Consider the following 23,338-nt stretch of genomic DNA (forward strand, 5'->3'; position numbering starts at 1 on the left):
AGCTTAGCGTGCGGCCGCGACACATTACCCTTTGAAGCATGGATGAGGTTGTGAGTTTGACCGCCAGTGAGCGCGAAGAGCTGGAAATTCAGCTTTCAGAAAGGACGGAAGAAGCGGGCCCGCTTGTCCGCGCCTTACTCAGCCCCGCCCTCAACTCCGCCACCGCCCTAGACCGTCGCCGGCTGGGACTGCCCCCGGAACACTACGAGGAGCTGGTGTATCCGCTGGGCGAGGGGTTGCTGCGCGCACTGTGGGACCGCCCCGGCGACATCGAAGCGGTGTGGGGGGAGATGGCACAGGGCCTGTACGCGATGGCGGATGTCGCACGCGACGCGGACCTACGGGGGCTCCCGGCGGCCACTGCAGCGCAGGTCACGGCGGTGGTGCCGTTCGGAGGCGGCGACGCGACCTCTGATACCCCCGGCAGCCCAACCGGTGCCGGAAAGCTCGCCGTCCACCTCGAGGCGCCGATGGCCGTGGACTACCTCCCCGGGCAGTCACTGCCAGTGCTGGTCCCGGGCCCTTACGGTGAGAAAGGCGAATGGCGCGAGCTAACCCCCGCGCTGCCGTCCAACCCATTCGGACAGCTGGTGTTCTACGTCCCCGACTGGTGGCGCTGGCCGGAGATCGGCGAGTATTGGACGTGCGGGAGTGCGCGGGGCCAGCAGCTCGTGCTCCCGGACTACGGCACCGTGGATGCCACGGGCGGCCGGCTAGCAGGGGTGCGGGCAGCGGTGTTCGGGGAGTTCGGGGTGATCGGGGAGCAGGGTGGCGTCGATAAGCGGATTGAGCTTGCTGTCGACACGCCTGAACCTGCGCTGGTCGCGTTGGCGGGCGCCGTGGAGTGGCTGACTGTGCGTCAGGTCTAGAGAATTGGGACGGCTGCCTGGCGGCGGCTGGCCTCGTCGGGGTCAATGTCGACGACGATGACCTCTTCATCGAAACCGCCGAGTGCGAGCACCGTCCCGTCGGGCGCAACAGCGATGGAATGGCCCACGCCAAGGGGATCAGAAATATTTTCGGCTCCCGTGGAACCAGCCGGATTCGCCTGATCCGGGGCGATGATGAACGCCCCTGCGTCGAGCGCGCGGGCACGCGAAAGAGTGATCCATTCCTCGACCTTGTTTGCGCCGCCCGCCCAGCTCGTGGGCACAACGACGATCTGGACACCCCGGCGCGCGAGCTGTTGGAACTGGTCCGGGAAACGGATGTCGAAGCAGATGGCCGCACCCACCGTCGCACCCTCGTGTTCGAAGGTGCGCAGCTCAGTGCCGGGCTCGACGGTGTCGGACTCGCGGTAGCTCGCGGTGTCGAAGGTGTGGATCTTGTCGTAACCTTTGTGCAGGCCAGGCCCGGTGATCAGCGCGGTGTTGAACACGCGGCCGTTGCCTGCGGGGCGGAACATGCCGGCGACGATGGTGACGCCGAGCTCCTCCGCGAGCGACCGCAGACCGCCCGCAAATGCCCCATCGAGGTCCTCCGCTTGCTCGTTGAGCGGGCCCGACTCAAACGCCTGCGACGACGCCTCCGGACACACGATCAGCGTCGCACCTTTGTGCGCGGCGTCGCGGATCCGTTCGGACAGCGCGGCGAGGTTGTCGGCGACGCGCCCGCCGGCGGTGAATTGCACGAGTCCAATACGCATGGGAACCAAGGCTATGTGGATGATTTTTCAAATTCCACAGGTTCGCAGGATCGCAGTTGTCGGGTACCGCCGGGTGCCGTTGTGTTGACGCCATGAACACAACACATTTCGTTCAAGCACCGATGTCCGACCTACCTCACCTGCCCGACTGGGACGCCCCCAGCTTCACCGACTTAGCTACCCCGAGCCTTACCGCCGCTGCGCTCACCCGCGCCCACGCAACGCTCGCTGACGGTGTGGATGCCCGCACTCGGCGCGTGCGCGACCACGCCGAAGACTTAGCCGCTTTCGCCTCAGCCGTCCGCGGAGTCGACGCCGACCACGCCCACGCCTTCAGGGGGAAATAATGCTGGTAGCAACAGAATTGACCGCGAGCGCAGCATCCTTGAGGCGGGCATCAACCACCGTCCGCTCGCGTATCGACGACACCGCACACGCCCGCACCGCCATCTCCGATGCCGGACTCGCCGGCCACTCCGCCGACTCCGGTCTGGACATGCTGGCGAGCCTCGGGCGCGCTTTGGGCGTGCCAGCTGACACCATGGAAGAGCTGGCGGACATCCTTGAGGAGGCCAGCGCCGCTCAGGTGGTCCTCGATGCCGCGAAAGAGGCAGTGACAGCGGCAATGATGGCGCCCGGAATGCGGCTCGTGCACCAGGCGGTGCTGGCCAGTTTGTCCATGATGGAGCACACGCTGGATCAGGCCTGCGCCGCGGCCGTGGCTGATGCCTGCCGCCTGGCCCACGAGCAGAATCTGGACCGCCTCGTCTTCCATGCTGAGGAGCCGCTGGCACAGATCAGTGCTGACCGGCTGGCGTCCGCGCCGGCATCGGTGCGGGAGATCGTGGATACTTCCGGCGGCGTCGTGCTCGAAGGCGGACCCGACGGCTACACCATCATGGTCGGCGCGGAATTGGATGCCTCAGGTGAACCGATCCCTCCCCAGTCCGTGACCACCATGGTCTCCGGTGTGGGCTCCGGCCACCCCGACAAATTGCCCGTGGCTATCAAGGAGGCCCGATCTGTCGCGGCGGCCACCGGCGGCGCTGCGGTCGTGTGGCAGGGGTACTCCCCTCCCCCGAATGTCCCCGCCGGCATGGGGCGCCACTCCGCTGCCGCGGGGGCGGACGACCTGGCAGCGTTCCAGATGGCCCTCGATGAACGCTTCCCCGAGGCGCAGAAAGTCGTAGTCGGCCATTCCTACGGCTCCGTCGTTGCCGCCCGCGCCGCCGAGAAGCACGGGCTCTTCGCCGACCAGCTCTTTTTGGTCGGCTCCCCCGGTGTCAGCGCGTCCCACGCCAGTGAGTTGACCCTATTCAGCGAGACCCCCAAGATCACCGCCGCTGATTCCCCGGGCGACCCCATCCGGTTACTGCGCGCGCCGCTGGCCTCCCTGCACGGCCACGACCCGGGAGCTGGACGATTCGGCGCGGAGAGCGTGCCCGGCATCCGCGGGGGCCACACCGACTATTTCAGAGACGAGGCGATGCTGCGAGCATTGGCCGACGCCGCACAGGGGCGGTAGCCGCCCGCCTTCCGGCGTGCGAACGGTAATGATTCAACGGTAACCCACTCCAATAATGTAGGTTGTGCAGGGCATAGTGGGGACAAATCGATGAAAGTTACCGTTTGATTGTTACCGATCGCCGAATGCGGCCGGGCAGCAGCGCGACGTGGCACGCTGGACGGAACGAATCAGAAGGGGAAATAAGCGTACACTCGAGTCCCGTAAATCAAAACGCATGAATAGACGCTTGAAAAGGCACGAACACGTGCCAGAGTGAATGCCTAAACGGAGGAAGAATGGCTAAAGATTTTGCGCACCAGATTGTGGAGACGCTAGAGAAAAACGGCGTCAAGCGCATTTACGGAATCGTCGGCGACTCGTTGAACCCGGTCTCCGACGCGGTTGCGGAAAGCTCGATCGAGTGGATCCACGTCCGCAACGAGGAAGCAGCCGCATTCGCCGCGGGTGCCGAGTCCTCTGTAACCGGTGAGTTGGCAGTTTGCGCCGCATCGTGCGGCCCGGGCAACACCCACCTGATCCAGGGGCTTTATGATGCGCACCGCAACGGCGGCAAGGTTCTCGCCATCGCCTCCCACATCCCGAGCCAAGAAATCGGCTCGAAATTCTTCCAGGAAACGCACCCGGAGAAGATCTTCCAGGAGTGCTCCGGCTACTGCGAGATGGCTAACTCTGCGACGCAGGGCGCACGCATCCTGCACCACGCGATCCAGTCGACGATGGCAGGCAACGGTGTTTCCGTCTTCGTCATGCCGGGCGACATCGCGAGCCAAGATGCCGCCGATATGCCGCTGCTGGAATCCACGATCGCGCGCGGTGACGACAAGCGTGTCTTCCCGGATCCGGCTGAGGCCGCACGCCTGGTCCAGGCTATTAACGAGGCCGACACCGTCACGTTGTTCTGCGGTGTAGGCGTGAAGAACGCCCGCGAGGAAGTCCTCCAGCTGGCGGAGAAGATCAAGTCCCCGATCGGCCACTCTTTCGGCGGCAAGATGCACATCCAGTACGACAACCCCTTCGATGTGGGCATGAACGGCCTGCTCGGTTACGGCGCGTGCTACGATGCCTCCCACGAGGCGGATTTGCTCATCTTGCTGGGCACGGACTTCCCGTACAACGAGTGGTTGCCGACGAACAACGTCGCCCAAGTGGATGTGAAGGCCGAGAACATCGGCCGCCGCACCAAGGTCCAGTTCCCGGTCGTGGGCGATGTCAAGAGTGTGATCGAGAACATTCTCCCGCACATCGATGAGAAGAAGGACCGTTCGTTCCTCGACAAGATGCTCAAGGAGCACGCGCACCTGCTCGAAGCCGTGATCGACAACTACGGCAAGAAGGACAAGGCCACCCCGATCCACCCGGAGTACGCCGCGAACCTGATCGACGAACTTGCCGACGACGACGCCCTCTTCACCGTCGACACCGGCATGTGCAATGTCTGGGCCGCCCGCTACATCACGCCGAACGGCAAGAAAGACGAGCTGGCATCCTTCCGCCACGGCACGATGGCAAATGCAGTCCCGCAGGCAATCGGTGCGCAGGCCGCCGACCGCGACCGTCAGGTTATCACCTTCTCCGGCGACGGCGGCGTGTCCATGCTGCTATCTGAGCTGATCACGGTGAAGCAGCACGATCTTCCGGTCAAGATGATGGTGTTCAACAACTCCACCTTGGGCATGGTCAAGCTGGAAATGATGGTCGCCGGACTGAAGGAGTTCCAGACCACGCACGACGGCGTGAACTACGCGGCGATCGCCGAGGCCGTTGGCATCAAGTCGTTCCGTGTGGAGAAGCCGCAGGATCTGGAAAAGACCCTCAAGAAGGCACTTGCACACGACGGCCCGGTGCTGGTCGACATTGTCACCGACCCGGACGCGCTGTCCCTGCCGCCGAACTTCGACTGGGCGATGATCAAGGGCTTCTCGGAGTCCGCGGTCAAGACCGTTCTCGACGGCGGCATCGGCAACATGGTTGAGCTCGCACGCGCCAACCTCCGCAATATCCGCGGTGCGGCCGCGATCGAGTTCTAGTTCCACCAGCGCGGGCTAGAGTGGTCCGACGAAACAGTGGATCCAGCGGATCTAGTGGGGCCAGAGGATCTGGTGGATCTAGATGACACAGCTGGAATCTGGCCTGGGCTTTTCTGCTCGGTCAAAGGCTGGAATGTCATCTAGATCCCCGCCGGGAAATCGGAGCTCTGCCGATTCCAGCCCAGGAAAGTTTCCTGGAGCGTTACTGGCATTAACCCAAAGCGTTATGTTGCCGTGACCACATCTGCGTTCGGAGTGCGTACTGTCGGTCAGGTTGGCCAAAAATCTTGGCCTTTAAAGTGGGCTCGCTTATGAAAACAGCTCACTACTTATTGTCTTCTGAAAGGACATCTCTTTTATGACCACTCCGAACACCGACCGCGAACGTGGCGCACAGACGGGCCGCATCGCCCCGGTATCCCAGTCCCACGCAGTGGATGTGGACACTCGGGCAGCTTCTGACGACCACTCCGCGCAGGAATCCATGATCGGGACCTCCTCCACCAACGTCTCCCAGGGCAACGTCTCCTGGGGAGCCATCTTCGCCGGTGTTGTCACGTTCTTGGCCATTTCCATCCTGCTTGCCATCGGTGCAGGCGCGATGGGCCTCCAGGGTTCCTCCGGCACCGCGACCGGGATCTTCACCGTCATCGGTCTCATCGTGGCATTCCTCGCTGCAGGGTACGTCGCTGGCGCTCTTGGCGTGCGCGCTGGCTTGTTCCACGGCTTCGCCACCTGGGCTACGTCGCTCATCGCGGCCTTGGTTCTCGCTGGCTGGGTTGGCGCGTCCGCACTCGGCGGCGTTTTCGGCGCCTTCGGCAATGTTGCTGACAGTGTCGCCCAGACCGCCGGTCAGGCTGCCAACGTGACCTCCGATGATGCCCGCGACGCTTCCGATGCTGCGCAGGATGCCGCTGACAACGTCTCCCAGCAGGACATCGACAACACTCGTAATGAGGCCGAATCCATGGCTAATGACGCAGCGGACCAGGCACGCGAGACCTACAACGATGTCGCACCGGAAGCTGCCGAGGGCGGCTGGTGGACCTTCGCTGGTCTGCTCATCGGTGCAGTGCTGGCATCTGCTGCCGGTGCTGCCGGAGCGCGCTCTGTGATCAACCGCAACGAAGCTGCTGTTGTGACTCGCAAGTAAGAGAGATTCACTCCCCCCTGCGGGCTGAATCCCACTCACCGGGTACATGACAACCGGCCCCCGCCACCTGATCCGAAGGTGGCGGGGGCCGGTTTGCGCGTTTTAGAACAGCATCAGTTAGTACGGTTCTTCCGGGTCGAGCGCGACCACGCGACCACTGCTGTCGAGCGAGGCACATGCACCAGTTCACCGCCCCGGCGCGGTGCACGGGAGATTCGCTCGCGGAGGCGGGCGTTCTCGTCCTCGAGGTCGTCGATACGCTCTGTGAGGTCAATGATCGTCTTGATTCCGGCTAGATTCACGCCGTCTTCCTTCGACAGGCGCTGGATCGTGCGCAGGCGGGAGATGTCGCGCCGCGAATAGCGACGCCCGCCACCAGAGGTGCGCATCGGGCTGACCAGCCCCATGCGGTCGTATGTGCGCAGGGTTTGAGCGTGCATGCCGGTCAGTTCGGCGGCCACGGAGATGACGTAGTACTCGTCGACAGCTTCCACTTTGTCCGCTGAATCGTCTTTCTTATTCATCTGCAAGCTCACCTCCCTCAATCATTCCCCGCCGGTGAACCGGCCCACCCGGCGCGCGGGTTGAAGCTGGAATCCTTTTCGGCTTGGGCGTAAGCGCGCAGCGCACTGGACGCTGCTGCATCGAGGTTCTTCGGAACTTGCACCTCGACGGTGACCATGAGGTCCCCGGCAGTGCCGGATTTGCGCGGTACACCGCGGCCCTTCACGCGCAGAGTTCGGCCGTTCGGGGTGCCCGCAGGGACCTTGACCTTCACCGGGTTGTCCAGGGTCGGAACGGTCACGGCGCTACCGAGGGCGAGCTCCGTGAAGCTGACCGGCACCGTGACTGCGAGATCGTCGCCGTTGCGGGTGAACACCGTGTCGGGTTTCACCGTGACGTTGACGAACAGGTCGCCCGCGGGGGTTCCGTTCGGGCCCGCCTCGCCTTGGCCTGCCAGGCGCACCTTCTGCCCGTCAATCACGCCGGCGGGAATCCGCACTGTGATCGAACGGGTCCGGCGTACCGTTCCCGAACCCGAGCACGTTTGGCACGGGTCTTCGATGATCTGGCCGGTTCCGCTGCAGCGGGTGCACGGCCGGGACATCCCGAACGCGCCCTTTTGCTCGCTGATGAAACCGGAGCCGCCGCAGTCCGGGCACGTCGTGGTCTTGCCGGTCGCGGAGCCCGAGCCGTGGCAATCAGTGCACGGTGCTTCGCCGGTCAGCTCGACCGGGATTGTCGTTCCCTTGACTGCCTCGCGGAAGTCGAGCGTTATGTGCGTTTCGACGTCGGCCCCCCGCGTCGGCCGAGCACTCCTGCTAGTGCCGCCGCCGCGGTTAAAGAGGCCACCGAAGATGTCACCAAGACCGCCTTCCGCAGAAAATCCTCCGCCTTGTCCAAACGATTGTCCGAAGTCGAAGTCGTCGAATCCGCCTGCGCCGAAGTCCGACGCGTCCGTCGAGGTGCGAAACCCGCCCGGAAACCCGGAACCTCCTCTCCCCCCGAAGCGCATGAAGCCTCCGGAGTTCATCATCGACTTGAATTCATCGTATTCCTTGCGTTTGGTTTCGTCGCCGAGCACGTCGTACGCCTCAGCCACACGCTTGAAACGCTCCTCCGCCTGCTTATCGCCCGGGTTGGAATCCGGGTGATTCTCGCGGGCCAACTTGCGGTAGGCCTTCTTGATCTCCGCCGTGCTTGCTTGCGACGTCAGGCCCAAGTCGCCGTAATAGTCCTTGTTCGCCCATTCTTGCTGCATAGCCATGTGCGTCCTCCTTCCTGTCCTATTCTGCTCTAAGTCTGTCGGATTGTTGCTGCTAAATAGTTTTTGTTCTGCGCTAGTCGCGCCAGTTTCACTACCAATTTCACTGCCAGTCCTCACTGCCAGTTTCACCACGCCAGCTTTGCGGTGAATGCCCCGACAGTGAAGCCTCGGTTCGTCTTTGTTCAGTTGTCTAAAAGAGATCGGGGTATTAAAAAGCGGCCGGGGCACGGGAATCGTCGACGAACTAGTCGGCATCCCTTTCCCCCGGCCGCGGCTGCAGGTCTTACTGAGTTTTACTCAGCGGACTCCTGGGATCCTGCGGAAGCCTCCGCAGATCCCGCGTCTTCGTCCGGGTCCGCGATGATCACCATCGCGTTGCGGATGAGCCGGTCGCCGACGCGGTAGCCCTTGCGCAGGACCGTACCGATGACCTTGGAATCACCCTGCGACAGGTCCTGGACCGCCTCGTGGATCTCCGGGTCGAAGGGGTCTCCCTCCGCGCCGAAGGCCTGGGTGTTCTGGCGCTGCAGGACCGCCTGAAGGTTGTCGGAGAACGCTTTCAGCGGTCCATCGGCAAGGTCGCCGTGCTGGCGGGCGAGCTCCAAGTCGTCGATAAGCGGAAGCAGCTCCGTGATCACCTTCGCTTTCGCGTCGCTGGCGATCTGGCTGCGCTCGCGCTCCGTGCGGCGGCGGTAATTCGCGTACTCGGCGGAGACACGCTGGAGGTCTTCCGTGCGCTCGGCGAGCTGGAGCTCTGCTTCGGAGACCACCCCGTCACCGTCGGCGTCGGGATTGACCTCGCACTCTGCGTCATTCAACGCGTCGGCAAGCTCAGCGTCGAGCACCTCGGAATCCGAGAGAGGGTCCACATCATCCTCGGCCAACGCCTCAGACTCCGCAGCCTCCTGGGCCAAGGTCTCGGTCTGGTCCGGGCTGATGTACTCCTCGTCCGTGGACTCGGGTGCGCCCGGATTGTCCGGCATCTGCTCGTTCGGGTTGGTCATGGGTACAGCTCCTTACTTCTCGTCGGAGTTGTTGGAGTTCTCGTCCTCTTCGACGACCTCGGCGTCAACGACGTTGTCGTCAGCCTCAGCCGTTGCGTCCGCCTGCGTAGCGCCCGCGTTCGCCTCTGCCTCGTAGATGGCCTTGCCCATCTCCTGGGACTCGTTGGTCAGCTTCTCGACGGCGGCCTTGATGGCATCCAGGTCTTCGCCCTCCAACGCCTCGTCGACCTCGTCGGCAGCAGCGGTCACCTTAGTCTTGATGTCCTCGGAGACCTTGTCGGAGTTCTCGTCCAGGAACTTGCGGGTCTGGTAAGCCATGGACTCCGCGTTGTTCCGGGTCTCCTGCTCCTCGCGGCGGGCCTTGTCCTCGTCGGCGTGAGCCTCGGCATCCTTGACCATGCGGTCGATCTCCTCCTGGGAGAGGCCGGAGCCCTCCTGGATCTTGATTGTGTTCTCCTTGCCGGTGCCCTTATCCTTCGCGGTCACGTGCACGATGCCGTTGGCGTCGATGTCGAAGGTGACCTCGATCTGCGGGACACCGCGCGGCGCCGGTGCGATGCCGCCGAGCTCGAAGGAGCCGAGCAGCTTGTTCGCGGACGCCATCTCGCGCTCGCCCTGGAAGACCTGGATCTGCACGGACGGCTGGTTGTCCTCGGCCGTGGTGAAGGTCTCGGAGCGCTTCGTCGGAATGGTGGTGTTGCGCTCGATGAGCTTGGTCATCACTCCACCCTTGGTCTCAATACCCAGGGACAGCGGGGTGACATCGAGCAGCAGCACGTCCTTCACGTCGCCGCGCAGCACGCCAGCCTGCAGAGCCGCACCGAGTGCAACGACCTCGTCCGGGTTCACGGACTTGTTCGGGTCCTTGCCGGTGAGCTCCTTCACCAGGTCGGAAACGGCCGGCATACGGGTGGAACCACCGACGAGCACGACCTGGTCGATGTCGCCGACAGACATGCCGGCATCCTTGATCACCTGGTTGAACGGCTCCTTGGTGCGGTCCAGCAGGTCGGAGGTGATGCGCTGGAACTCCGTGCGGGACAGGCTCTCGTCCAAAAACAGCGGGTTCTTGTCGGAGTCGACCGTGATGTACGGCAGGTTGATGGAAGCCTGCTGTGCGGAAGACAGCTCGATCTTGGCCTTCTCCGCGGACTCGCGCAGACGCTGGAGCGCCATCTTGTCCTTGGTCAGGTCGATGCCGTGCTGGGACTGGAACTTCTCCACCAGCCAGTCGACAATGCGCTGATCCCAGTCGTCACCGCCCAGCTCGTTGTCGCCGGCGGTAGCCAGCACCTCGACGACACCGTCGCCGATCTCCAGCAGGGACACGTCGAAGGTGCCGCCACCCAAGTCGAAGACGAGGATGGTCTGCTCCTTGTCGGCCTTCTCCAGACCGTATGCGAGTGCAGCCGCCGTCGGCTCGTTGACGATGCGCAGGACGTTCAGCCCTGCAATCTGGCCGGCCTCCTTGGTGGCCTGGCGCTGCGCGTCCTCAAAGTACGCCGGAACAGTAATGACTGCGTCGGTGACCTCGTCGCCGAGGTACGCCTCAGCGTCGCGCTTCAGCTTCATCAGCGTGCGCGCGGAGATCTCCTGCGGTGTGTACTTCTTGTCGTCGATGTCGACGGTCCAGTCGTTCTCGCCCATGTGGCGCTTGACGGAGCGAATGGTGCGGTCGACGTTGGTCACCGCCTGGTTCTTCGCGGACTGGCCGACGAGGATTTCGCCGTTCTTGGCAAAGGCCACGACGGACGGAGTGGTACGTGCGCCCTCCGCGTTCGCGATAACTACCGGCTCTCCACCCTCGAGCACGGAAACAACAGAGTTAGTGGTGCCGAGGTCGATGCCTACTGCGCGTCCCATAGTGTGAATGTCCTCCTGAAAAATTCGGTTTATCTAGTGTTTTCGTCTGTCCGAGTCGAGCCCGTGCGGCAGGTTGACTGCCGTGCACTCAACTTCTGGCAGCAACTGTACCACCGCGGGGCGACACAACGTCACAAAATTGAGTGCGACTCACTCAATCCCTATAACTACCCAGTACCCAAAGTTGTTCCCTATCCGCTCAACCTTATCCATTTCCGCATGTCAATTAATGCGGGAGCCACCCCACGAACCCGGCCCACCGTCAACCCGGCACGCGCCCAGCCGCACATAACGGCAGGACAAGGTTGTTGTGTTTCGTCGCTTGTCTGGCAGAATGCTTGTTCGTGACTGAACAGAATCCTGCGCACGAGGCGCGCAAGACGCATAAAGCGCACACCCCGCGCCCAGCGCCAACAGACCAAACAGCGCATACCGCGCAGACCGCACCAACTGACGGGACGAGAGACTTCGCCACCACCCTCCTCGACTCCGTGGAGGCGCCGAACACGGAACCGACTCCCGCGCGAGCCGCGCAGTCGCTTTCGGACGAGCCCATTGACCGCGGCAGCGTCATCGCCGCCGACGGACGCGCGGCGGCGGCATGGGCGTTGCGTTTCATCGTCATCGTCATCGCCACTGCGATCCTGTTCAAGCTGATCGGATCGGTGTGGGTTGGCGTACTGCCGACGCTGCTGGCCCTGATCTTCTGCACCGTCCTGTGGCCGCCGGTGCGGTGGCTGCGTAACCACAGGGTGCCGTCGGCGCTTGCGGTGTTCTTGGTATTGATCACCTTCTTTGGTGTCATCGGCGGCATCTTCGCGGCGATGGCGCCGACGATCCGCACTCAGTCGGTTGAGCTCTACCACCAGGCCGAGGAGGGTGTCCAGCAGATCTTGAACTGGTTGGAGAACTCTGCGCCTTTCGACGTAGACACCAGCCAGATCGAGCAGGCTGTGAACCAGATAGGTGAATTCGTCCGTGGCCAGGCCTCCAACATCGCATCGGGTGTGGTGACGGGGATCGGCGCGGCGGCGTCGATAGGCACGACGCTGGGCTTGATGCTTGTTCTGTCGTTCTTCTTCCTCAAGGACGGCGACAGCTTCCTGCCGTGGTTGCGCAAGTACACGGGCGTGAAGGTCGGCTGGCACCTGACTGAGGTGCTCATGCGCTCGTGGAACACTCTTTCCGGGTTCATCCGCACGCAGGCGATCGTGTCCATGGTGGATGCCGTGTTCATCGGTGTCGGACTGGTCCTCCTGGGCGTGCCGCTGGCACCGGTGCTGGCGGTGATCACGTTCTTCGGTGGGTTCATCCCCATTATCGGTGCGTTCACCGCGGGTGCTCTCGCTGTCATCGTGGCGCTCGTGTCCGGCGGCCTGACCAAGGCGCTGCTGGCGCTCGGCCTGGTCATCTTGGTCCAGCAGATCGAGGGCAATGTCCTGCAGCCGATCCTGCAGTCCCGCTCGATGGGCTTGCACGCCGCGATCGTCCTGCTCGCGGTCGCTGTCGGCGGCACCCTCTTCGGCATCATCGGTGCGTTCCTGGCTGTCCCGGTCGCCGCCGTCGCCGCTGTGTGGCTGCGCTACTGGGCGGAGATGGTCTCCCTGCGCACCGGTGAGATCACGGCCGATGACATCCAGATCGCCACCCAGCAGAGTCAGACACTCGACTCCCGCGAAGACTTCTTGGCCGTGCGCGACCGCATGCGTTCCATGGGCCGCCGCAAGGGCCAGACGCAACTCGACGAAGAAGCCGGCAAGCTGGGCTCCACGAAGGTCCCGCGCAAAACCCGCTTGAGCAAGAAGAACGCGGAAAAGCACGACGCTCCGGGAGACACCCGCGCCATCGACGAGGAAGACATCCAGAAGAAAAAGAAGGACTAACACGTCCTAAATACGCTCTGAGTGAACGCCAGCCCCCGGCTGGCGTTTTCTCTTTACACTGGGCCGCATGACTAACGCACTTGAGAACAAGAAGATCGCAATCCTGGCCACCGACGGTTTCGAGGACTCCGAGCTGACCAGCCCGCGCGACGCAGTCGCCGAGGCAGGCGCCACCATTACTGTCGTCTCCACGGAGACCGGCGAGATCGAGGGCAAGAACGGCGAGAAGGTCACCGTCGACCAGACCACGGCCGACGCGAACGCCGCTGATTTCGACGCCCTGATCCTCCCCGGCGGCACCGGCAACGCCGACACCATCCGCACCGACGAGAAGGCCGTCGCATTCGTCCGCGAGATCACTCAGGCAAACAAGCCCGTCGGCGTCATTTGCCACGGCGGCTGGATCCTCGCCGACGCCGAGGCTCTGAACGGCGTGACCATCACCTCCTACCCGTCGCTGAAGACGGACCTGTCCAACGCGGGTGCGACGTGGGTGGACGAGGAGGTCCGCGTGGACAAGGGCTTCGTTTCCTCCCGCACCCCGGACGACCTCCCGGCGTTCAACAAGGCGATCATCGAGGAGTTCGCCAAGTAAATGGCATCCCACCACTTCGAGGTGAAGGTCGCGGGCGGCAAGCTCGTTGTCGCGGACCTCACGGATGACGGCTCGACGGTCACCAGCGCCCAGATCTCCGGCGACTTCTTCCTCGAACCGGAGGAAGCCTACGACGCGATCAACGGCGCACTCATCGGCGCGTCCGTGACGGAAACAGCCGAGGAGCTGCAGCAGCGTATCGACGACGCCCTGTCCCCCCTCCCCGCCGTTTCCCTCCACGGGTTCTCCACGCGAGACGTGGCCACCGCTGCACGCCGCGCGCTTCTCGACGCCAAAGATCTCACCGACTACGATTGGACCGTCATCCACTCCCCGGTGCTGCCCACGCCCGTGAATGTGGCGTTGGACCAGTACCTCCTGGAGGAAGTCGCAGCCGGCCGCAAGGGCCCGATCCTGCGCTTCTGGGAATGGGAGGACAAGGCCGTCGTCTTCGGCTCCTACCAGTCCTTCCAAAACGAGCTGGACCCCGACGGCATTGAGAAGCACGGCATCGTCCCCGTCCGCCGCATCTCCGGCGGCGGCGCGATGTTCATGGAGGGCGGCAACTGTGTCACCTACTCCATGTACCTTCCCGACGACATCGTCGCCGGCTTAAGCTACGTGGACAGCTACCAGTACCTGGACACCTGGGTGCTCGCTGGGCTGCAGTCCCTGGGCGTGAACGCCTGGTACGTGCCCATCAACGACATCACCTCCGACGGCGGCAAGATCGGCGGTGCCGCCCAAAAGCGCATTCAGGGCGCGATCCTGCACCACACCACGATGTCCTACGACATCAACGCCGACAAGATGATGGACGTCCTGCGCGTGGGCAAGGTGAAGCTCGCCGACAAGGGCGTGCGCTCTGCCAAGAAGCGCGTCGACCCGCTGCGCAGCCAGACAGGTGTCTCCCGCCAGCAGGTCATCGAAGCGCTGATGAACACCTTCACCTCCCGCTACCCGGCCGAAGTCGGCGAGCTGTCCGACGCGGACATCGTCGCCGCCGAGAAACTGGTGGAGGAGAAGTTCGGCACCGAGGCCTGGACCCACCGCGTCCCGTAGCAGGCGCCGCCCCCGGTCTCGGTCGCCCCCGCGACGGCCGAACTCGATCCCGCTGCCCCCTCCAAAGCCACGAACGGTAACAATCAAACGGTAACTTTACTCCCGATCAGCCGCTTACGTCTTCAAACGTGGACGTAACTGGCGGGGGTTACCGTTGAATTGTTACCGTTCGCGTTTTTTGACGGCAGCGAGGCTGGACCCACCGCGTGCCCTAGCTGGACGCGGCCTCTTCCTCGACGGCTGCGGCCCGCGCGACTGCGTCAAGGACGATATTGATCTCCTTGGCGTGGTCGAAGGTCGCGCCCTCGAGCACTGCCCGGTCGATATCGCGCACTCGGACGCGCACCTCACTGAAGGGCACGCCCTGGATCTCGTCGAGGAAGATGCGGCGCAGCTCACCGGTGTTCTTCAGCAGCAGGACCACCATGGCTTCTTCCGGACGCGGCTCCGCATGGCCGTGGAAAATATCGCGGTACCGGTCGCGCATGGCGGCCTCAATGGTCTCGTCCTTTTCCGGGAAGCGGGTCCACTTCAGGCCGAGGAAGCTAGCGCGCTCCTGGTCGAGCACGCCTTCCTCGATGAGGCGCTGCGCGAGCGCTTCCTTATCCGCGAACTTGCGGGAATTCAGCGCCGAGTAGACTGTCTGGCCGTCTTTGGCCTCCAGGCGGGCCACGCCGTGAGCCAACGCTGGGTGAGCCGCCGCTCGCTTCGCTGCGCCCGCCGCGGCAACCGCGGTGGGAGATTTGCCATCCTCGATTGTGGCCAAACCAGTGGCGACAAGATCACACAGCAGCGCACCGTTGAGGGCGACGCGCTGGTGGCTCACTCCGATCTCAAAACGGTCAGACTTGTTCGAGAGCAGGAGAAACAGTGCTTCAGTAACGAGCATGGCAAGTGTCTTTCAGCTAGCGGATGAGTGTGGCCTAGTTTAACCCCCACCCGCCTGCTACCGCGCCTTAGCCACGGCCATCCTCCTCACGATCGAACAGGTGCGGAAAGCGCCGCTGAAGCGCACCATTGAGTTCCGGATCCGTGACCAAGCGCGCAAGTTCGTGCGCAAGGCTCTCGCCACAACCCGAACCGAGTTCCTCTAACTGCTCTGCCAGCTCGGCATCGAATGCGCCCTGCATCTGCTGGATCTCCTGCAAGAGGGCACGCCCGTCCGGGGATAGCGCATGCAGGGTCAAACGCTTGTCTTCGTGGGATTGTGCCGCGACAGACAGCCCCTTTTTGGATAGAGTCGCGAGCAGCCGGCTCGGGCTGCCGGATTCACAGACCAGGTATTTTCCGACTTCGCGGGTGCTGATCGGCCCATACTCGCCAAGCACTTCGATCGTCTCTGCCTGAGAATTAGTCAGTCCGATGTCTGCGAACAAAGCGTTGAGCCTCCGGCTCCCCTGACGCTGGAGAGCCAGGATCAGGTACCGGAATTCATCGGGACAGAGAGAAGCGTCGTCTGTCACTGCGGGATCCGTTCTTTTTCCACGATCCGAGCTAACCGCGCGAGGCGCTTGCCGGGAACCAGCCTCGCCTCCCCGTCACCGATGAGGGCACTCAGCGGGCCGCTTTGCCTCACACGGTGAGATACACGTGTCACGTCATTTGATACACCTTCGAGTAGAAATTCCGAGCGCTCAGACAGCCCCGGAATGTCAATAGCGAACTGCACCACATCCCCGTCGATCTCGCACCCGATGGAACCGGATACGACTTTGTGCACGCTGACAGGCCATGATCCATCTTCATTGCGTTTTCCGACGGAATTGAAAGCAGGATTCCACTGCGGCAGGGACGGAACGTCCGTCACGACGGAAGCAATCTCTTCCTTTGGCGCACGAATGGTGCGCACCGTTTCATTATCACTATTCCATGACATGTCATTCATTCTAGATGCAGTCGACAGGCCCTGCACAGAGTTTAAGCATTTTCCACAACGAGAAAATCCGCGGCCGCCCTACTCCTTTGCCACTCGGCTGGATGCAGGTGCAGGCCACGGACCTACGAGCTTGTGCGTCTCGGCGCCGAATTCCTATCGGTTCGCGGATACCGACGCGGACTCGGCTGCTTCGGTCACTGCGTCGCTTTTCCCGGATTGCCTGGCGGGACTGGCCCCCTCCTTCTCGGCGGCGGTACGGGAGTTCTCCCGGGCTTTCTTCCAGCCGCGGAAGGCCAGTGCAAGACCGACGATGATGACTGCGATGCGCACGACCACCAGGACGGAAGCGGCAACGCCGAGGGCCTTGAGAACGACGGGCAAGTTCAGGGTGACAATCAGGGTGCCCACCACGCCGCCGAGCAGGATCGGGTTGAGTCGGGTGACTAACCATGCGGCGAGCGGGGCGGCGATCACGCCGCCGATGAGAAGGGCGAGCACGGCGGAGAGGTTAGCCACGAGGTCTTCCCACATCCCGATGACAAAGCCCGCGGTCGCAGCGGCGGTGACGAAGAACTCTGCGGTGTTCACGGTGCCGACGATGCGGCGCGGTTCACTGCGGCCAGCGGACAGCAGCGTCGAAGTAGTTACCGGCCCCCAGCCGCCGCCACCGGTCGCGTCGATGAAGCCGCCGAAGACGCCTAGCACGCCCAGGAACGGTGCGGAGTGCGGCTTTGCCGCTGCCTGACGACGAACAATACCGCGGGAGAAGCGCCAGATCAGGTTGATGCCGATCGCGGCGAGGATGAGGGACATGATCGGCTTCGCCGCCTCAGTGGACAGGTTCGACAGCACTGTCGCACCGGCGAACGCGCCTATGGAGCCGGGTATGCCTATCGCGGCGACCACCCGCCAATCCACGTTGCCGAATTTCCAGTGGCTGAAACCGGAGACCAGGGTCGTTCCCAGTTCAGCGGTGTGCACCACCGCGGAGGCCTGCGCGGGGCCGAGGCCGGCGAGCATGATCAGGATGGTCGTGGAGGTGACGCCGAAGCCCATGCCGAGTCCGCCGTCGACAAGCTGTCCAGCGAGTCCCGCGACGGCGATGAGAATGAGTGTGACCATGCGATTCATGTTTTTATACCTTTGCGGGTGAGAGGGAGTGCGCCGCCCAGTAGCGTGCGGCGATGATGTGTGCGAGGTCCGCGCCGAGCGGTGCGGAGATGGACCCGGGCCACTTTCGGTGAACCCGGTCCAGCAGCAACCCCCTCGTCACAAATAGCGGTAGTAAGTGCGTGTTTTCGTCGGCGACGGCATCAATGCCGTTCGCACCGACAAGCTTGCCGACCCCGGTCGCGGGAACGGTGGTCACGGGGATGCCAGCAAGCTTTTCGACGTCCCGTCCCAGCTCAACCGTCTTCGCAGCCGCCTCCTCATTGGATGTGCCCACGGGGTAAAGGACGATGCGAGGGGCACGTGGGGCGTCGATAAGCGCGCGTGCCGCAAGGACAGCCGCGACGTCGCGTCCCTGGCCCAAGCCGTCGGCGGCGACGAGGTCGAACCCCGTTTCCGCGGTGGCGGCGGCGATGGCCTCGGGCACGTCGTGGGTGGCGTGGAAGGCGGTGGTGAACAGTGTCGGCACGACCACGGCGCGGGTGTGTCCCTGCTCGGCGAGCTGGTGCGCCGCGGCGGTGAGATCAGGGGTGTCGAACTCGAGGTGGGCATCCACCCCGGTCACCCCCAACTGGCGGGCCGCCGCCTGCGTGAGCTCGCTGACTCCCGGCTGTGCGCCCGGGTAGCGTGAACCGTGCGAGAGCGTGATCAGTGCCGTCATGATGTTTACCTCAACCGTGTTCCCACGAGACCGGCGGCGAGAGTGTTGCCGCTGGCCTGGTCGATCAGCAGGAAGTTGCCCACGGCGCCGCGCGCGGCGTACTCCTCGACCGGCAGTTCCTGCGCGGTCTGGACGGTCACGTGCGCGATGTCGTTGAGGCCGAAGGATGCAGGAGCGGTGTCGTCGGAGTTATGTTCCGGGGTGCCGTCGATGTCCAGGACCCGGTCGACGCTGGCCACACGAGCGCGCACGAGCGAGGTGCCGTAGCGCAGCTTCACCGCCTGACCTGCCGAGATATCTTTCTCCGTGAGCCCGACGACGGTGCCGTGGAATTCGCGGACGAACTCCGGGTATCCGCCCCCCTGCTCATTCTGGTCTGCTGCACCAGCACCAGCCAGCAGGTCGCCGCGGGCGAGGTCGATGTCGTCAGCGAGACGCAGCGAAACTGCATCGCCCGCATTGGCGGTGGTCGCACTGTCGAGGCCGTCGGCGGTGTCGATGTGGGTGACCGTCGTCGTGCAGCCGTTCGGCGCGGTGACCGTGTCGCCGACGCTGATCGTGCCCGCATTCACCGTGCCGGCATACGCGCGGTAGTCGGTGGCGTGCTCGCGCAGAACGTACTGGATGTTGAAGCGGAACGGCAGGTCCAGCGCGCGGCCGGAGTGCACCGGGATGGTCTCCAGCAGCTCGAGGACGCTCGGGCCCTCGTACCACGGGGTCGCCGCGGAGCGCTCCACGACGTTGTCGCCTTTGAGCGCCGAAATCGGCACGGCGTGCGGCTCGGCGATGCCGAGGGACTGCGCGCGCTGCTCGAACTCGGTGCGGATGCCCTCGAAGACCTCCTCCGAGTAGTCGACCAGGTCGATCTTGTTCACGGCCAGGATCACGGTTTTGACCCCGAGCAGGCTCGCCACGGTGAGGTGGCGGACGGTCTGGGGTTTGATGCCGTTGCGGGCGTCGACGAGCAAAACCACAACCTGGGAGGTGGACATGCCCGTGACGGTGTTGCGCGTGTACTGCTCGTGCCCCGGGGTGTCCGCGAGGATGAACGTGCGCTTGTCGGTGGCGAAGTAGCGGTAGGCGACATCGATGGTGATGCCCTGCTCGCGCTCGACGCGTAGGCCGTCGACGAGCAGCGACAGGTCGAGGCCCTCGAAGCCGCGGTCGGCGGAGGTGCGCTCCACGCTGGCCAGCTGGTCGGCGAGCACCGACTTGGTGTCGTGCAGCAGGCGGCCGACGAACGTCGATTTACCGTCGTCGACGGAGCCCGCGGTGCACAGGCGCAACGTCGCGCGGTCGGCCAGGACCTCGCTCGCGGCGGGGGAATTGAGTGTAGGTGCGCTCATCAGAAGTAACCCTCCTTTTTGCGGTCCTCCATGGCGGACTCGCTCAAGCGGTCGTCCGCGCGGGTGGCGCCGCGCTCGGTCAAGGTGGAGGTGGCCAGTTCAGCGAGCACCTCGTCGATGGTGGTGGCGTCGGATTCAACAGCACCGGTGCAGGACATGTCGCCCACGGTGCGGTAGCGGACACGGCGGGTTTCCACCGTCTCGCCCTCGCGGGGGCCACCCCAGTCGCCGGCGGTCAACCACATGCCGTCGCGGTTGAACACCTCGCGATCATGAGCGAAGTAGATCGCCGGCAGCTCAATGCCGCGGGCACCGATGTACTCCCACACATCCGACTCGGTCCAGTTCGAGATGGGGAAGACGCGGATATTCTCGCCCGGCAGCTTCTCGCCGTTGTACAGGTCCCACAGCTCGGGGCGCTGGCGGCGCGGATCCCAGCCGCCGAAGGAGTCGCGGACGGAAAAGACGCGCTCCTTGGCGCGGGCGCGCTCCTCGTCGCGGCGGGCACCACCGAGAACGGCGTCGTAACCGACCTCCGCGATCGTCTCCACCAGCGGCACGGTCTGCAACGGGTTGCGGGTGCCGTCCGGGCGCTCCACCAGGTCACCGCGGTCGATCCAGTCCTGGACGTGGGCGACGCGCAGACGGGCCCCGGTCTTCTCCACCAGGTTGTCGCGGAATTCGATGACCTCGGGGAAGTTGTGGCCGGTGTCCACGTGCAGCAGCTCAATCGGCGGCGCCGCAGGGGCGAAGGCGCGGCGAACCAGTTCGTACACCACGCACGAGTCCTTGCCGGAAGAGAAGAGCAGGCCGATTTTGTCGAACTGCCCCGCCACCTCGCGGATGATGTGGATGGACTCGTTCTCGAGGTCCTTGAGGTGGGGCGAAAGTGTGTCTGTCTGTGCCAATTGTGTCTGTGTCATGAGTGCAACCCACATTCCGTCTTGGAACTGAACGCCCACCGGCCCGCACGCGGGTCCTCGCCCTCCGCCACCGGCAGCGTGCAGGTGGCGCAGCCGATGGAGGGGTAACCCTGTTTGGTCAGGGGGTGGATGATCAGGTTCTTGTCGTCGATGTAATCGTCGGTGTCTTCCAGGGACCAGGTGATCAGCGGCGAGATCTTCAACCGCCCCGTCGCATCCAGGGACAACGCAGGCGCCTGCGCGCGCGTCGGCCCGTCGGCGCGGCGCAGGCCGGTCACCCAGCCCGCGTACGGCGACAGGTGCACCGCAAGCGGCTCCACCTTGCGCATCCGGCAGCACGCCGTCGGGTTCGTGCGGTACAGCGCGCGGCCGTACACCCGGTCCTGCTCGGCGCGCGAGAGGATGGCCTTGGCGCGCACTAGCTCCTGGTCCGGGTAGCGTTGTTCCACCTGGTCAGCGACTTCGAGAGTCTCCGGGAAGTGGTACTCGGTGTCCAGGAACAGGAAGTCCGCGTCCGGGAGGAAGTCCTTCGCCAGCTCCGCCAACACCGTGTTCTCCATGCTCAGCGTCACCGCGAGCTTGCCCGGCGCGTGCTCGTGGGCCCACTCCAGGATCTCTTGCGCGGAGGCGTCGTACAGCTTGTCGGCCCATTCGTCGACAAGCCGCGCATTCGCTTCCGCGATCTCCGCGCGCAGCGGTTCGGTCTCCTTCGGACCTTCCGGGCTGATCTCCGGGTCGCGCACGTCGGCGCTGGCCCGCGACAGAAAATCGGCCATTATTTCTCCTTCCTCAACACCGCGTCGTGCCCGTGGCGCGCGAGCGATTCCTGGATGGCTTGTTCCGTGGATTTCGCCGGCGCCGGGGCCTGTTCGGGGGCGTCCTGCCCGTGGAACTTCACCTCGAAGATACGGAGGCATTCGGTGCATTTCCACGCGAAATCGCTTGTCTCGTCCGGGAACAGCGCCTCACCCGCGCAATAGGGGCAATGCGTGGGGAAATTGCGGTTCGCATTCGGCTCGCGGCGGAATCTCACTTCAGGTCCTCCTCATCGGCGCGAAGCACCCAGTCGCGGAAGATTTCGCCCTCGTTTCGCTTATCGACGTAATTTGCCACCACCCGGCTCACGTACTCCCCCAATTCAGACGAGAGCACTTTGTGGCCGCGCAGCTTACGGCCGAAATTGGCTTCCTTATCGCCCTCGGCGGTTTCGCGGGTTACCGTACCGCCGAGGTGCACCTGGAAGCCTTCGACCTTGTTGCCGTTACCGTCGTCAACCATCTGGCCCTTGAAGCCCATGTCGGAGACCTGTGTGCGGGCGCACGAGTTCGGGCAGCCGTTGAGGGTGATGGTGATGGGCGAGTCGATGTCGCCGAAGCGGTCCTCGAGTTCGTCGACAAGCTCGATGCCCTTGGCCTTGGTGGTCACGTGCGCGAGCTTGCAGTACTCCAGGCCCGTGCAGGTGAGCATGCCGCGGCGGAATTCGCTTGGCTTGGAGTACAGTCCCATATCCTGGAGGTCTTTAGCCAGGTTGTCGACCTTCGCCGGATCGACATCCAGGAAGAGAATCTCCTTGAACGATGTCAGGCGCAAACGCGTCAGGCCGTAGCTTTCCGCCAAGTCGGCGATAGCGATGAGCTGCTCGCCCGTCAGGTGACCCATCGTCGGCTTCACGCCCAGATAGACCTTGCCGTCTTTCTGCTCGTGCACGCCCACGTGGTCGCGGTCGATGAGGTTCGTCGGGGCACGCGGGCCATCGGGAAGCTTGTAGCCCAAGTACTCGTCCTCCAGCACGGCGCGGAATTTCGCTGTACCCCACTGCGCCACAAGGAACTTCAGGCGTGCGCGGTTGCGCAGGCGGCGGTAACCGTAATCGCGGAAGATGCGCGCCACAGCGGCCCACACCTCGGGAACCTCCTCGAGGGTGACAAAGACCCCGAGCGACTGCGCCAGCATCGGGTTCGTGGACAGGCCGCCGCCGACGAAGAGCTCGAAGCCGGGGCCGAGCTCAGGGTGCTCCACACCGATGAACGCGATGTCGTTGATCTCGTGAATGACGTCCTGGCGGGCGTTGCCGGAGATCGCCGACTTGAATTTGCGCGGCAGGTTCTGGAATTCCTCGCGCAAGACGTACTCGTTCTTGATCTTCTCGATGGCCGGCGTCGCGTCGATGATCTCGTCCTTGGCAATTCCCGCCACCGGCGAACCCATGATCACGCGTGGCACGTCGCCGCAGGCATCCCACGTGTTCAGCCCCACCGACTCGAGCTTCTCCCACATCGCGGGCACATCCTCGATGCTCACCCAGTGCAATTGGATGTTCTGGCGGTCCGTCAGGTCTGCCGTGGAGCGGCAGTAGTCGCGGGAGAGCTCCCCCACGGCACGGGCTTGGGCGGTGGAGCACTGGCCGCCGTCGAAACGCACGCGCGCCATGAAGTACTCGTCCTGCAGCTCGAGGTTGTCCTTGCCCGTGTGCTCGCCGCCCAGGTTCTGCTTGCGCTGCGTGTACAGGCCGAGCCACTTGAAGCGCGGGTACAGGTCCTCGTTGGGGATGGAGGAGAAACCCTGCTTGGAGTAGGTGTCAATGACCCGCTGCTTGACCTGCAGCACCGGCTCTTCCTGTTTCAGCTCCTCGTCGTGGTTCAGCGGGGTTTGCCCGTCGATCTTCCACTGGCCTTCAGGCTTGGGGGTGCGCTGTGGGCGCGGCTTACGGGCCTTCCGTTCGCGGCTCGTTGTGGTGGTCATGCCGCCTCCTTCGCTGATGGTTGAAAGTGAACCGATCCGTCTAGTCGGCGGCTCTCTCAGAAGTGCTGTGATGAACGTACATATACCACTCG

General features: G+C 63.9%; 23 protein-coding genes. 8 read left to right on the forward strand and 15 right to left on the reverse strand.

From position 1 onward, the window contains the following. Positions 1-38: 38 nt before the first annotated feature. Positions 39-869 carry a hypothetical protein gene (locus QYQ98_RS04940; RefSeq protein WP_302007643.1) on the forward strand — a complete coding sequence of 277 codons (831 nt, stop codon included), beginning with the start codon at positions 39-41 and terminating at the stop codon, positions 867-869. Here the strand turns inward: QYQ98_RS04940 and QYQ98_RS04945 are convergent. Next, positions 866-1,645, reverse strand: a complete 780-nt coding sequence (locus tag QYQ98_RS04945; protein WP_302007644.1) for a nitrilase-related carbon-nitrogen hydrolase — start codon at positions 1,643-1,645, stop codon at positions 866-868. The genes QYQ98_RS04940 and QYQ98_RS04945 overlap by 4 nt on opposite strands. Positions 1,646-1,737: 92 nt before the next feature. On the opposite strand from QYQ98_RS04945, the gene QYQ98_RS04950 reads away from it, so the two are divergent. The 4 genes from QYQ98_RS04950 (at position 1,738) to QYQ98_RS04965 (ending at position 6,353) form a co-directional block, all read left to right on the forward strand. Continuing rightward, positions 1,738-1,992, forward strand: coding sequence for a hypothetical protein (locus QYQ98_RS04950; protein WP_302007645.1), 255 nt, complete (start codon positions 1,738-1,740; stop codon positions 1,990-1,992). After that, positions 1,992-3,170: an alpha/beta hydrolase gene (locus tag QYQ98_RS04955; RefSeq protein WP_302007646.1), complete on the forward strand. Its 1,179-nt coding sequence runs from the start codon at positions 1,992-1,994 to the stop codon at positions 3,168-3,170. The genes QYQ98_RS04950 and QYQ98_RS04955 overlap by 1 nt, the downstream gene beginning before the upstream one ends. Positions 3,171-3,448: 278 nt before the next feature. Next, positions 3,449-5,200, forward strand: a complete 1,752-nt coding sequence (locus tag QYQ98_RS04960; RefSeq protein ID WP_302007647.1) for a pyruvate dehydrogenase — start codon at positions 3,449-3,451, stop codon at positions 5,198-5,200. 358 nt (positions 5,201-5,558) lie between these two features. Beyond that, the gene (locus QYQ98_RS04965) at positions 5,559-6,353 is read left to right on the forward strand and encodes a TIGR04086 family membrane protein (RefSeq protein WP_302007648.1); all 795 of its coding nucleotides are present in this window, start codon (positions 5,559-5,561) and stop codon (positions 6,351-6,353) included. Between the two features lie 113 nt (positions 6,354-6,466). On the opposite strand, the gene QYQ98_RS04970 is transcribed toward QYQ98_RS04965, so the two are convergent. From QYQ98_RS04970 to dnaK, 4 genes are all read right to left on the reverse strand, one after another. Beyond that, positions 6,467-6,877: a helix-turn-helix transcriptional regulator gene (locus tag QYQ98_RS04970; protein WP_302007649.1), complete on the reverse strand. Its 411-nt coding sequence runs from the start codon at positions 6,875-6,877 to the stop codon at positions 6,467-6,469. A gap of 17 nt (positions 6,878-6,894) precedes the next feature. After that, positions 6,895-8,121 (reverse strand): molecular chaperone DnaJ, encoded by a 1,227-nt coding sequence (gene dnaJ / locus QYQ98_RS04975; RefSeq protein WP_302007650.1) that lies wholly within the window; start codon positions 8,119-8,121, stop codon positions 6,895-6,897. Between the two features lie 293 nt (positions 8,122-8,414). Beyond that, positions 8,415-9,125: a nucleotide exchange factor GrpE gene (gene grpE, locus QYQ98_RS04980; RefSeq protein ID WP_302007651.1), complete on the reverse strand. Its 711-nt coding sequence runs from the start codon at positions 9,123-9,125 to the stop codon at positions 8,415-8,417. A gap of 12 nt (positions 9,126-9,137) precedes the next feature. Beyond that, positions 9,138-10,988 carry a molecular chaperone DnaK gene (dnaK, locus tag QYQ98_RS04985; RefSeq protein ID WP_302007652.1) on the reverse strand — a complete coding sequence of 617 codons (1,851 nt, stop codon included), beginning with the start codon at positions 10,986-10,988 and terminating at the stop codon, positions 9,138-9,140. 491 nt (positions 10,989-11,479) lie between these two features. On the opposite strand from dnaK, the gene QYQ98_RS04990 reads away from it, so the two are divergent. The 3 genes from QYQ98_RS04990 to QYQ98_RS05000 all read left to right on the forward strand — a co-directional run bounded on the left by QYQ98_RS04990 (position 11,480) and on the right by QYQ98_RS05000 (position 14,528). Beyond that, positions 11,480-12,871 (forward strand): AI-2E family transporter, encoded by a 1,392-nt coding sequence (locus tag QYQ98_RS04990; protein WP_302007680.1) that lies wholly within the window; start codon positions 11,480-11,482, stop codon positions 12,869-12,871. A 67-nt stretch (positions 12,872-12,938) separates the two neighbouring features. Next, complete coding sequence (locus QYQ98_RS04995; RefSeq protein WP_302005836.1) at positions 12,939-13,466, forward strand: type 1 glutamine amidotransferase domain-containing protein; 528 nt, start codon at positions 12,939-12,941, stop codon at positions 13,464-13,466. Continuing rightward, the gene (locus tag QYQ98_RS05000) at positions 13,467-14,528 is read left to right on the forward strand and encodes a biotin/lipoate A/B protein ligase family protein (protein WP_302005837.1); all 1,062 of its coding nucleotides are present in this window, start codon (positions 13,467-13,469) and stop codon (positions 14,526-14,528) included. 211 nt (positions 14,529-14,739) lie between these two features. Here the strand turns inward: QYQ98_RS05000 and QYQ98_RS05005 are convergent, their stop codons facing one another. The 10 genes from QYQ98_RS05005 to QYQ98_RS05050 form a co-directional block, all read right to left on the reverse strand. Then, positions 14,740-15,417, reverse strand: coding sequence for a GPP34 family phosphoprotein (locus QYQ98_RS05005; protein ID WP_302005838.1), 678 nt, complete (start codon positions 15,415-15,417; stop codon positions 14,740-14,742). A 67-nt stretch (positions 15,418-15,484) separates the two neighbouring features. Beyond that, complete coding sequence (locus QYQ98_RS05010; protein WP_302005839.1) at positions 15,485-15,991, reverse strand: MarR family winged helix-turn-helix transcriptional regulator; 507 nt, start codon at positions 15,989-15,991, stop codon at positions 15,485-15,487. Next, a complete protein-coding gene (locus tag QYQ98_RS05015; protein ID WP_302005840.1) occupies positions 15,988-16,404 on the reverse strand; it encodes a hypothetical protein in 417 nt (138 codons plus the stop codon). The genes QYQ98_RS05010 and QYQ98_RS05015 overlap by 4 nt, the downstream gene beginning before the upstream one ends. A gap of 153 nt (positions 16,405-16,557) precedes the next feature. Beyond that, positions 16,558-17,526, reverse strand: a complete 969-nt coding sequence (locus QYQ98_RS05020; RefSeq protein WP_302007681.1) for a sulfite exporter TauE/SafE family protein — start codon at positions 17,524-17,526, stop codon at positions 16,558-16,560. A 13-nt stretch (positions 17,527-17,539) separates the two neighbouring features. Further along, on the reverse strand, positions 17,540-18,235 hold the full coding sequence (locus QYQ98_RS05025) for a sirohydrochlorin chelatase (protein WP_302005841.1): 696 nt from the start codon (positions 18,233-18,235) through the stop codon (positions 17,540-17,542). A 5-nt stretch (positions 18,236-18,240) separates the two neighbouring features. Continuing rightward, complete coding sequence (locus tag QYQ98_RS05030; protein ID WP_302005842.1) at positions 18,241-19,581, reverse strand: sulfate adenylyltransferase subunit 1; 1,341 nt, start codon at positions 19,579-19,581, stop codon at positions 18,241-18,243. Then, positions 19,581-20,504 (reverse strand): sulfate adenylyltransferase subunit CysD, encoded by a 924-nt coding sequence (gene cysD / locus QYQ98_RS05035; protein ID WP_302005843.1) that lies wholly within the window; start codon positions 20,502-20,504, stop codon positions 19,581-19,583. Before cysD ends, QYQ98_RS05030 begins: the two co-directional genes overlap by 1 nt. Further along, entirely contained in the window at positions 20,501-21,280 is a 780-nt protein-coding gene (locus QYQ98_RS05040) for a phosphoadenylyl-sulfate reductase (RefSeq protein WP_302005844.1), read from the reverse strand. Before QYQ98_RS05040 ends, cysD begins: the two co-directional genes overlap by 4 nt. Continuing rightward, complete coding sequence (locus QYQ98_RS05045; protein ID WP_302005845.1) at positions 21,280-21,537, reverse strand: hypothetical protein; 258 nt, start codon at positions 21,535-21,537, stop codon at positions 21,280-21,282. The genes QYQ98_RS05040 and QYQ98_RS05045 overlap by 1 nt, the downstream gene beginning before the upstream one ends. Next, a complete protein-coding gene (locus tag QYQ98_RS05050; protein WP_302005846.1) occupies positions 21,534-23,246 on the reverse strand; it encodes a nitrite/sulfite reductase in 1,713 nt (570 codons plus the stop codon). Before QYQ98_RS05050 ends, QYQ98_RS05045 begins: the two co-directional genes overlap by 4 nt. Positions 23,247-23,338 lie beyond the last annotated feature (92 nt).

The organism is Corynebacterium sp. P3-F1 (assembly GCF_030503635.1).
Classification (GTDB): Bacteria; Actinomycetota; Actinomycetes; order Mycobacteriales; family Mycobacteriaceae; genus Corynebacterium.

Coding starts and splice junctions, on each gene's coding strand:
- QYQ98_RS04970 (WP_302007649.1), bottom strand. CDS start 6,877: ATGAATAAGAAAGACGATTCAGCGGACAAAGTGGAAGCTGTCGACGAG.
- QYQ98_RS04965 (WP_302007648.1), top strand. CDS start 5,559: ATGACCACTCCGAACACCGACCGCGAACGTGGCGCACAGACGGGCCGC.
- QYQ98_RS04955 (WP_302007646.1), top strand. CDS start 1,992: ATGCTGGTAGCAACAGAATTGACCGCGAGCGCAGCATCCTTGAGGCGG.
- QYQ98_RS05000 (WP_302005837.1), top strand. CDS start 13,467: ATGGCATCCCACCACTTCGAGGTGAAGGTCGCGGGCGGCAAGCTCGTT.
- QYQ98_RS05050 (WP_302005846.1), bottom strand. CDS start 23,246: ATGACCACCACAACGAGCCGCGAACGGAAGGCCCGTAAGCCGCGCCCA.
- QYQ98_RS04995 (WP_302005836.1), top strand. CDS start 12,939: ATGACTAACGCACTTGAGAACAAGAAGATCGCAATCCTGGCCACCGAC.
- QYQ98_RS05030 (WP_302005842.1), bottom strand. CDS start 19,581: ATGAGCGCACCTACACTCAATTCCCCCGCCGCGAGCGAGGTCCTGGCC.
- QYQ98_RS05040 (WP_302005844.1), bottom strand. CDS start 21,280: ATGGCCGATTTTCTGTCGCGGGCCAGCGCCGACGTGCGCGACCCGGAG.
- dnaJ (WP_302007650.1), bottom strand. CDS start 8,121: ATGGCTATGCAGCAAGAATGGGCGAACAAGGACTATTACGGCGACTTG.
- QYQ98_RS05005 (WP_302005838.1), bottom strand. CDS start 15,417: ATGCTCGTTACTGAAGCACTGTTTCTCCTGCTCTCGAACAAGTCTGAC.
- QYQ98_RS04940 (WP_302007643.1), top strand. CDS start 39: ATGGATGAGGTTGTGAGTTTGACCGCCAGTGAGCGCGAAGAGCTGGAA.
- dnaK (WP_302007652.1), bottom strand. CDS start 10,988: ATGGGACGCGCAGTAGGCATCGACCTCGGCACCACTAACTCTGTTGTT.
- QYQ98_RS05020 (WP_302007681.1), bottom strand. CDS start 17,526: ATGGTCACACTCATTCTCATCGCCGTCGCGGGACTCGCTGGACAGCTT.
- grpE (WP_302007651.1), bottom strand. CDS start 9,125: ATGACCAACCCGAACGAGCAGATGCCGGACAATCCGGGCGCACCCGAG.
- QYQ98_RS05015 (WP_302005840.1), bottom strand. CDS start 16,404: ATGTCATGGAATAGTGATAATGAAACGGTGCGCACCATTCGTGCGCCA.
- cysD (WP_302005843.1), bottom strand. CDS start 20,504: ATGACACAGACACAATTGGCACAGACAGACACACTTTCGCCCCACCTC.
- QYQ98_RS05025 (WP_302005841.1), bottom strand. CDS start 18,235: ATGACGGCACTGATCACGCTCTCGCACGGTTCACGCTACCCGGGCGCA.
- QYQ98_RS04945 (WP_302007644.1), bottom strand. CDS start 1,645: ATGCGTATTGGACTCGTGCAATTCACCGCCGGCGGGCGCGTCGCCGAC.
- QYQ98_RS04960 (WP_302007647.1), top strand. CDS start 3,449: ATGGCTAAAGATTTTGCGCACCAGATTGTGGAGACGCTAGAGAAAAAC.
- QYQ98_RS04950 (WP_302007645.1), top strand. CDS start 1,738: ATGAACACAACACATTTCGTTCAAGCACCGATGTCCGACCTACCTCAC.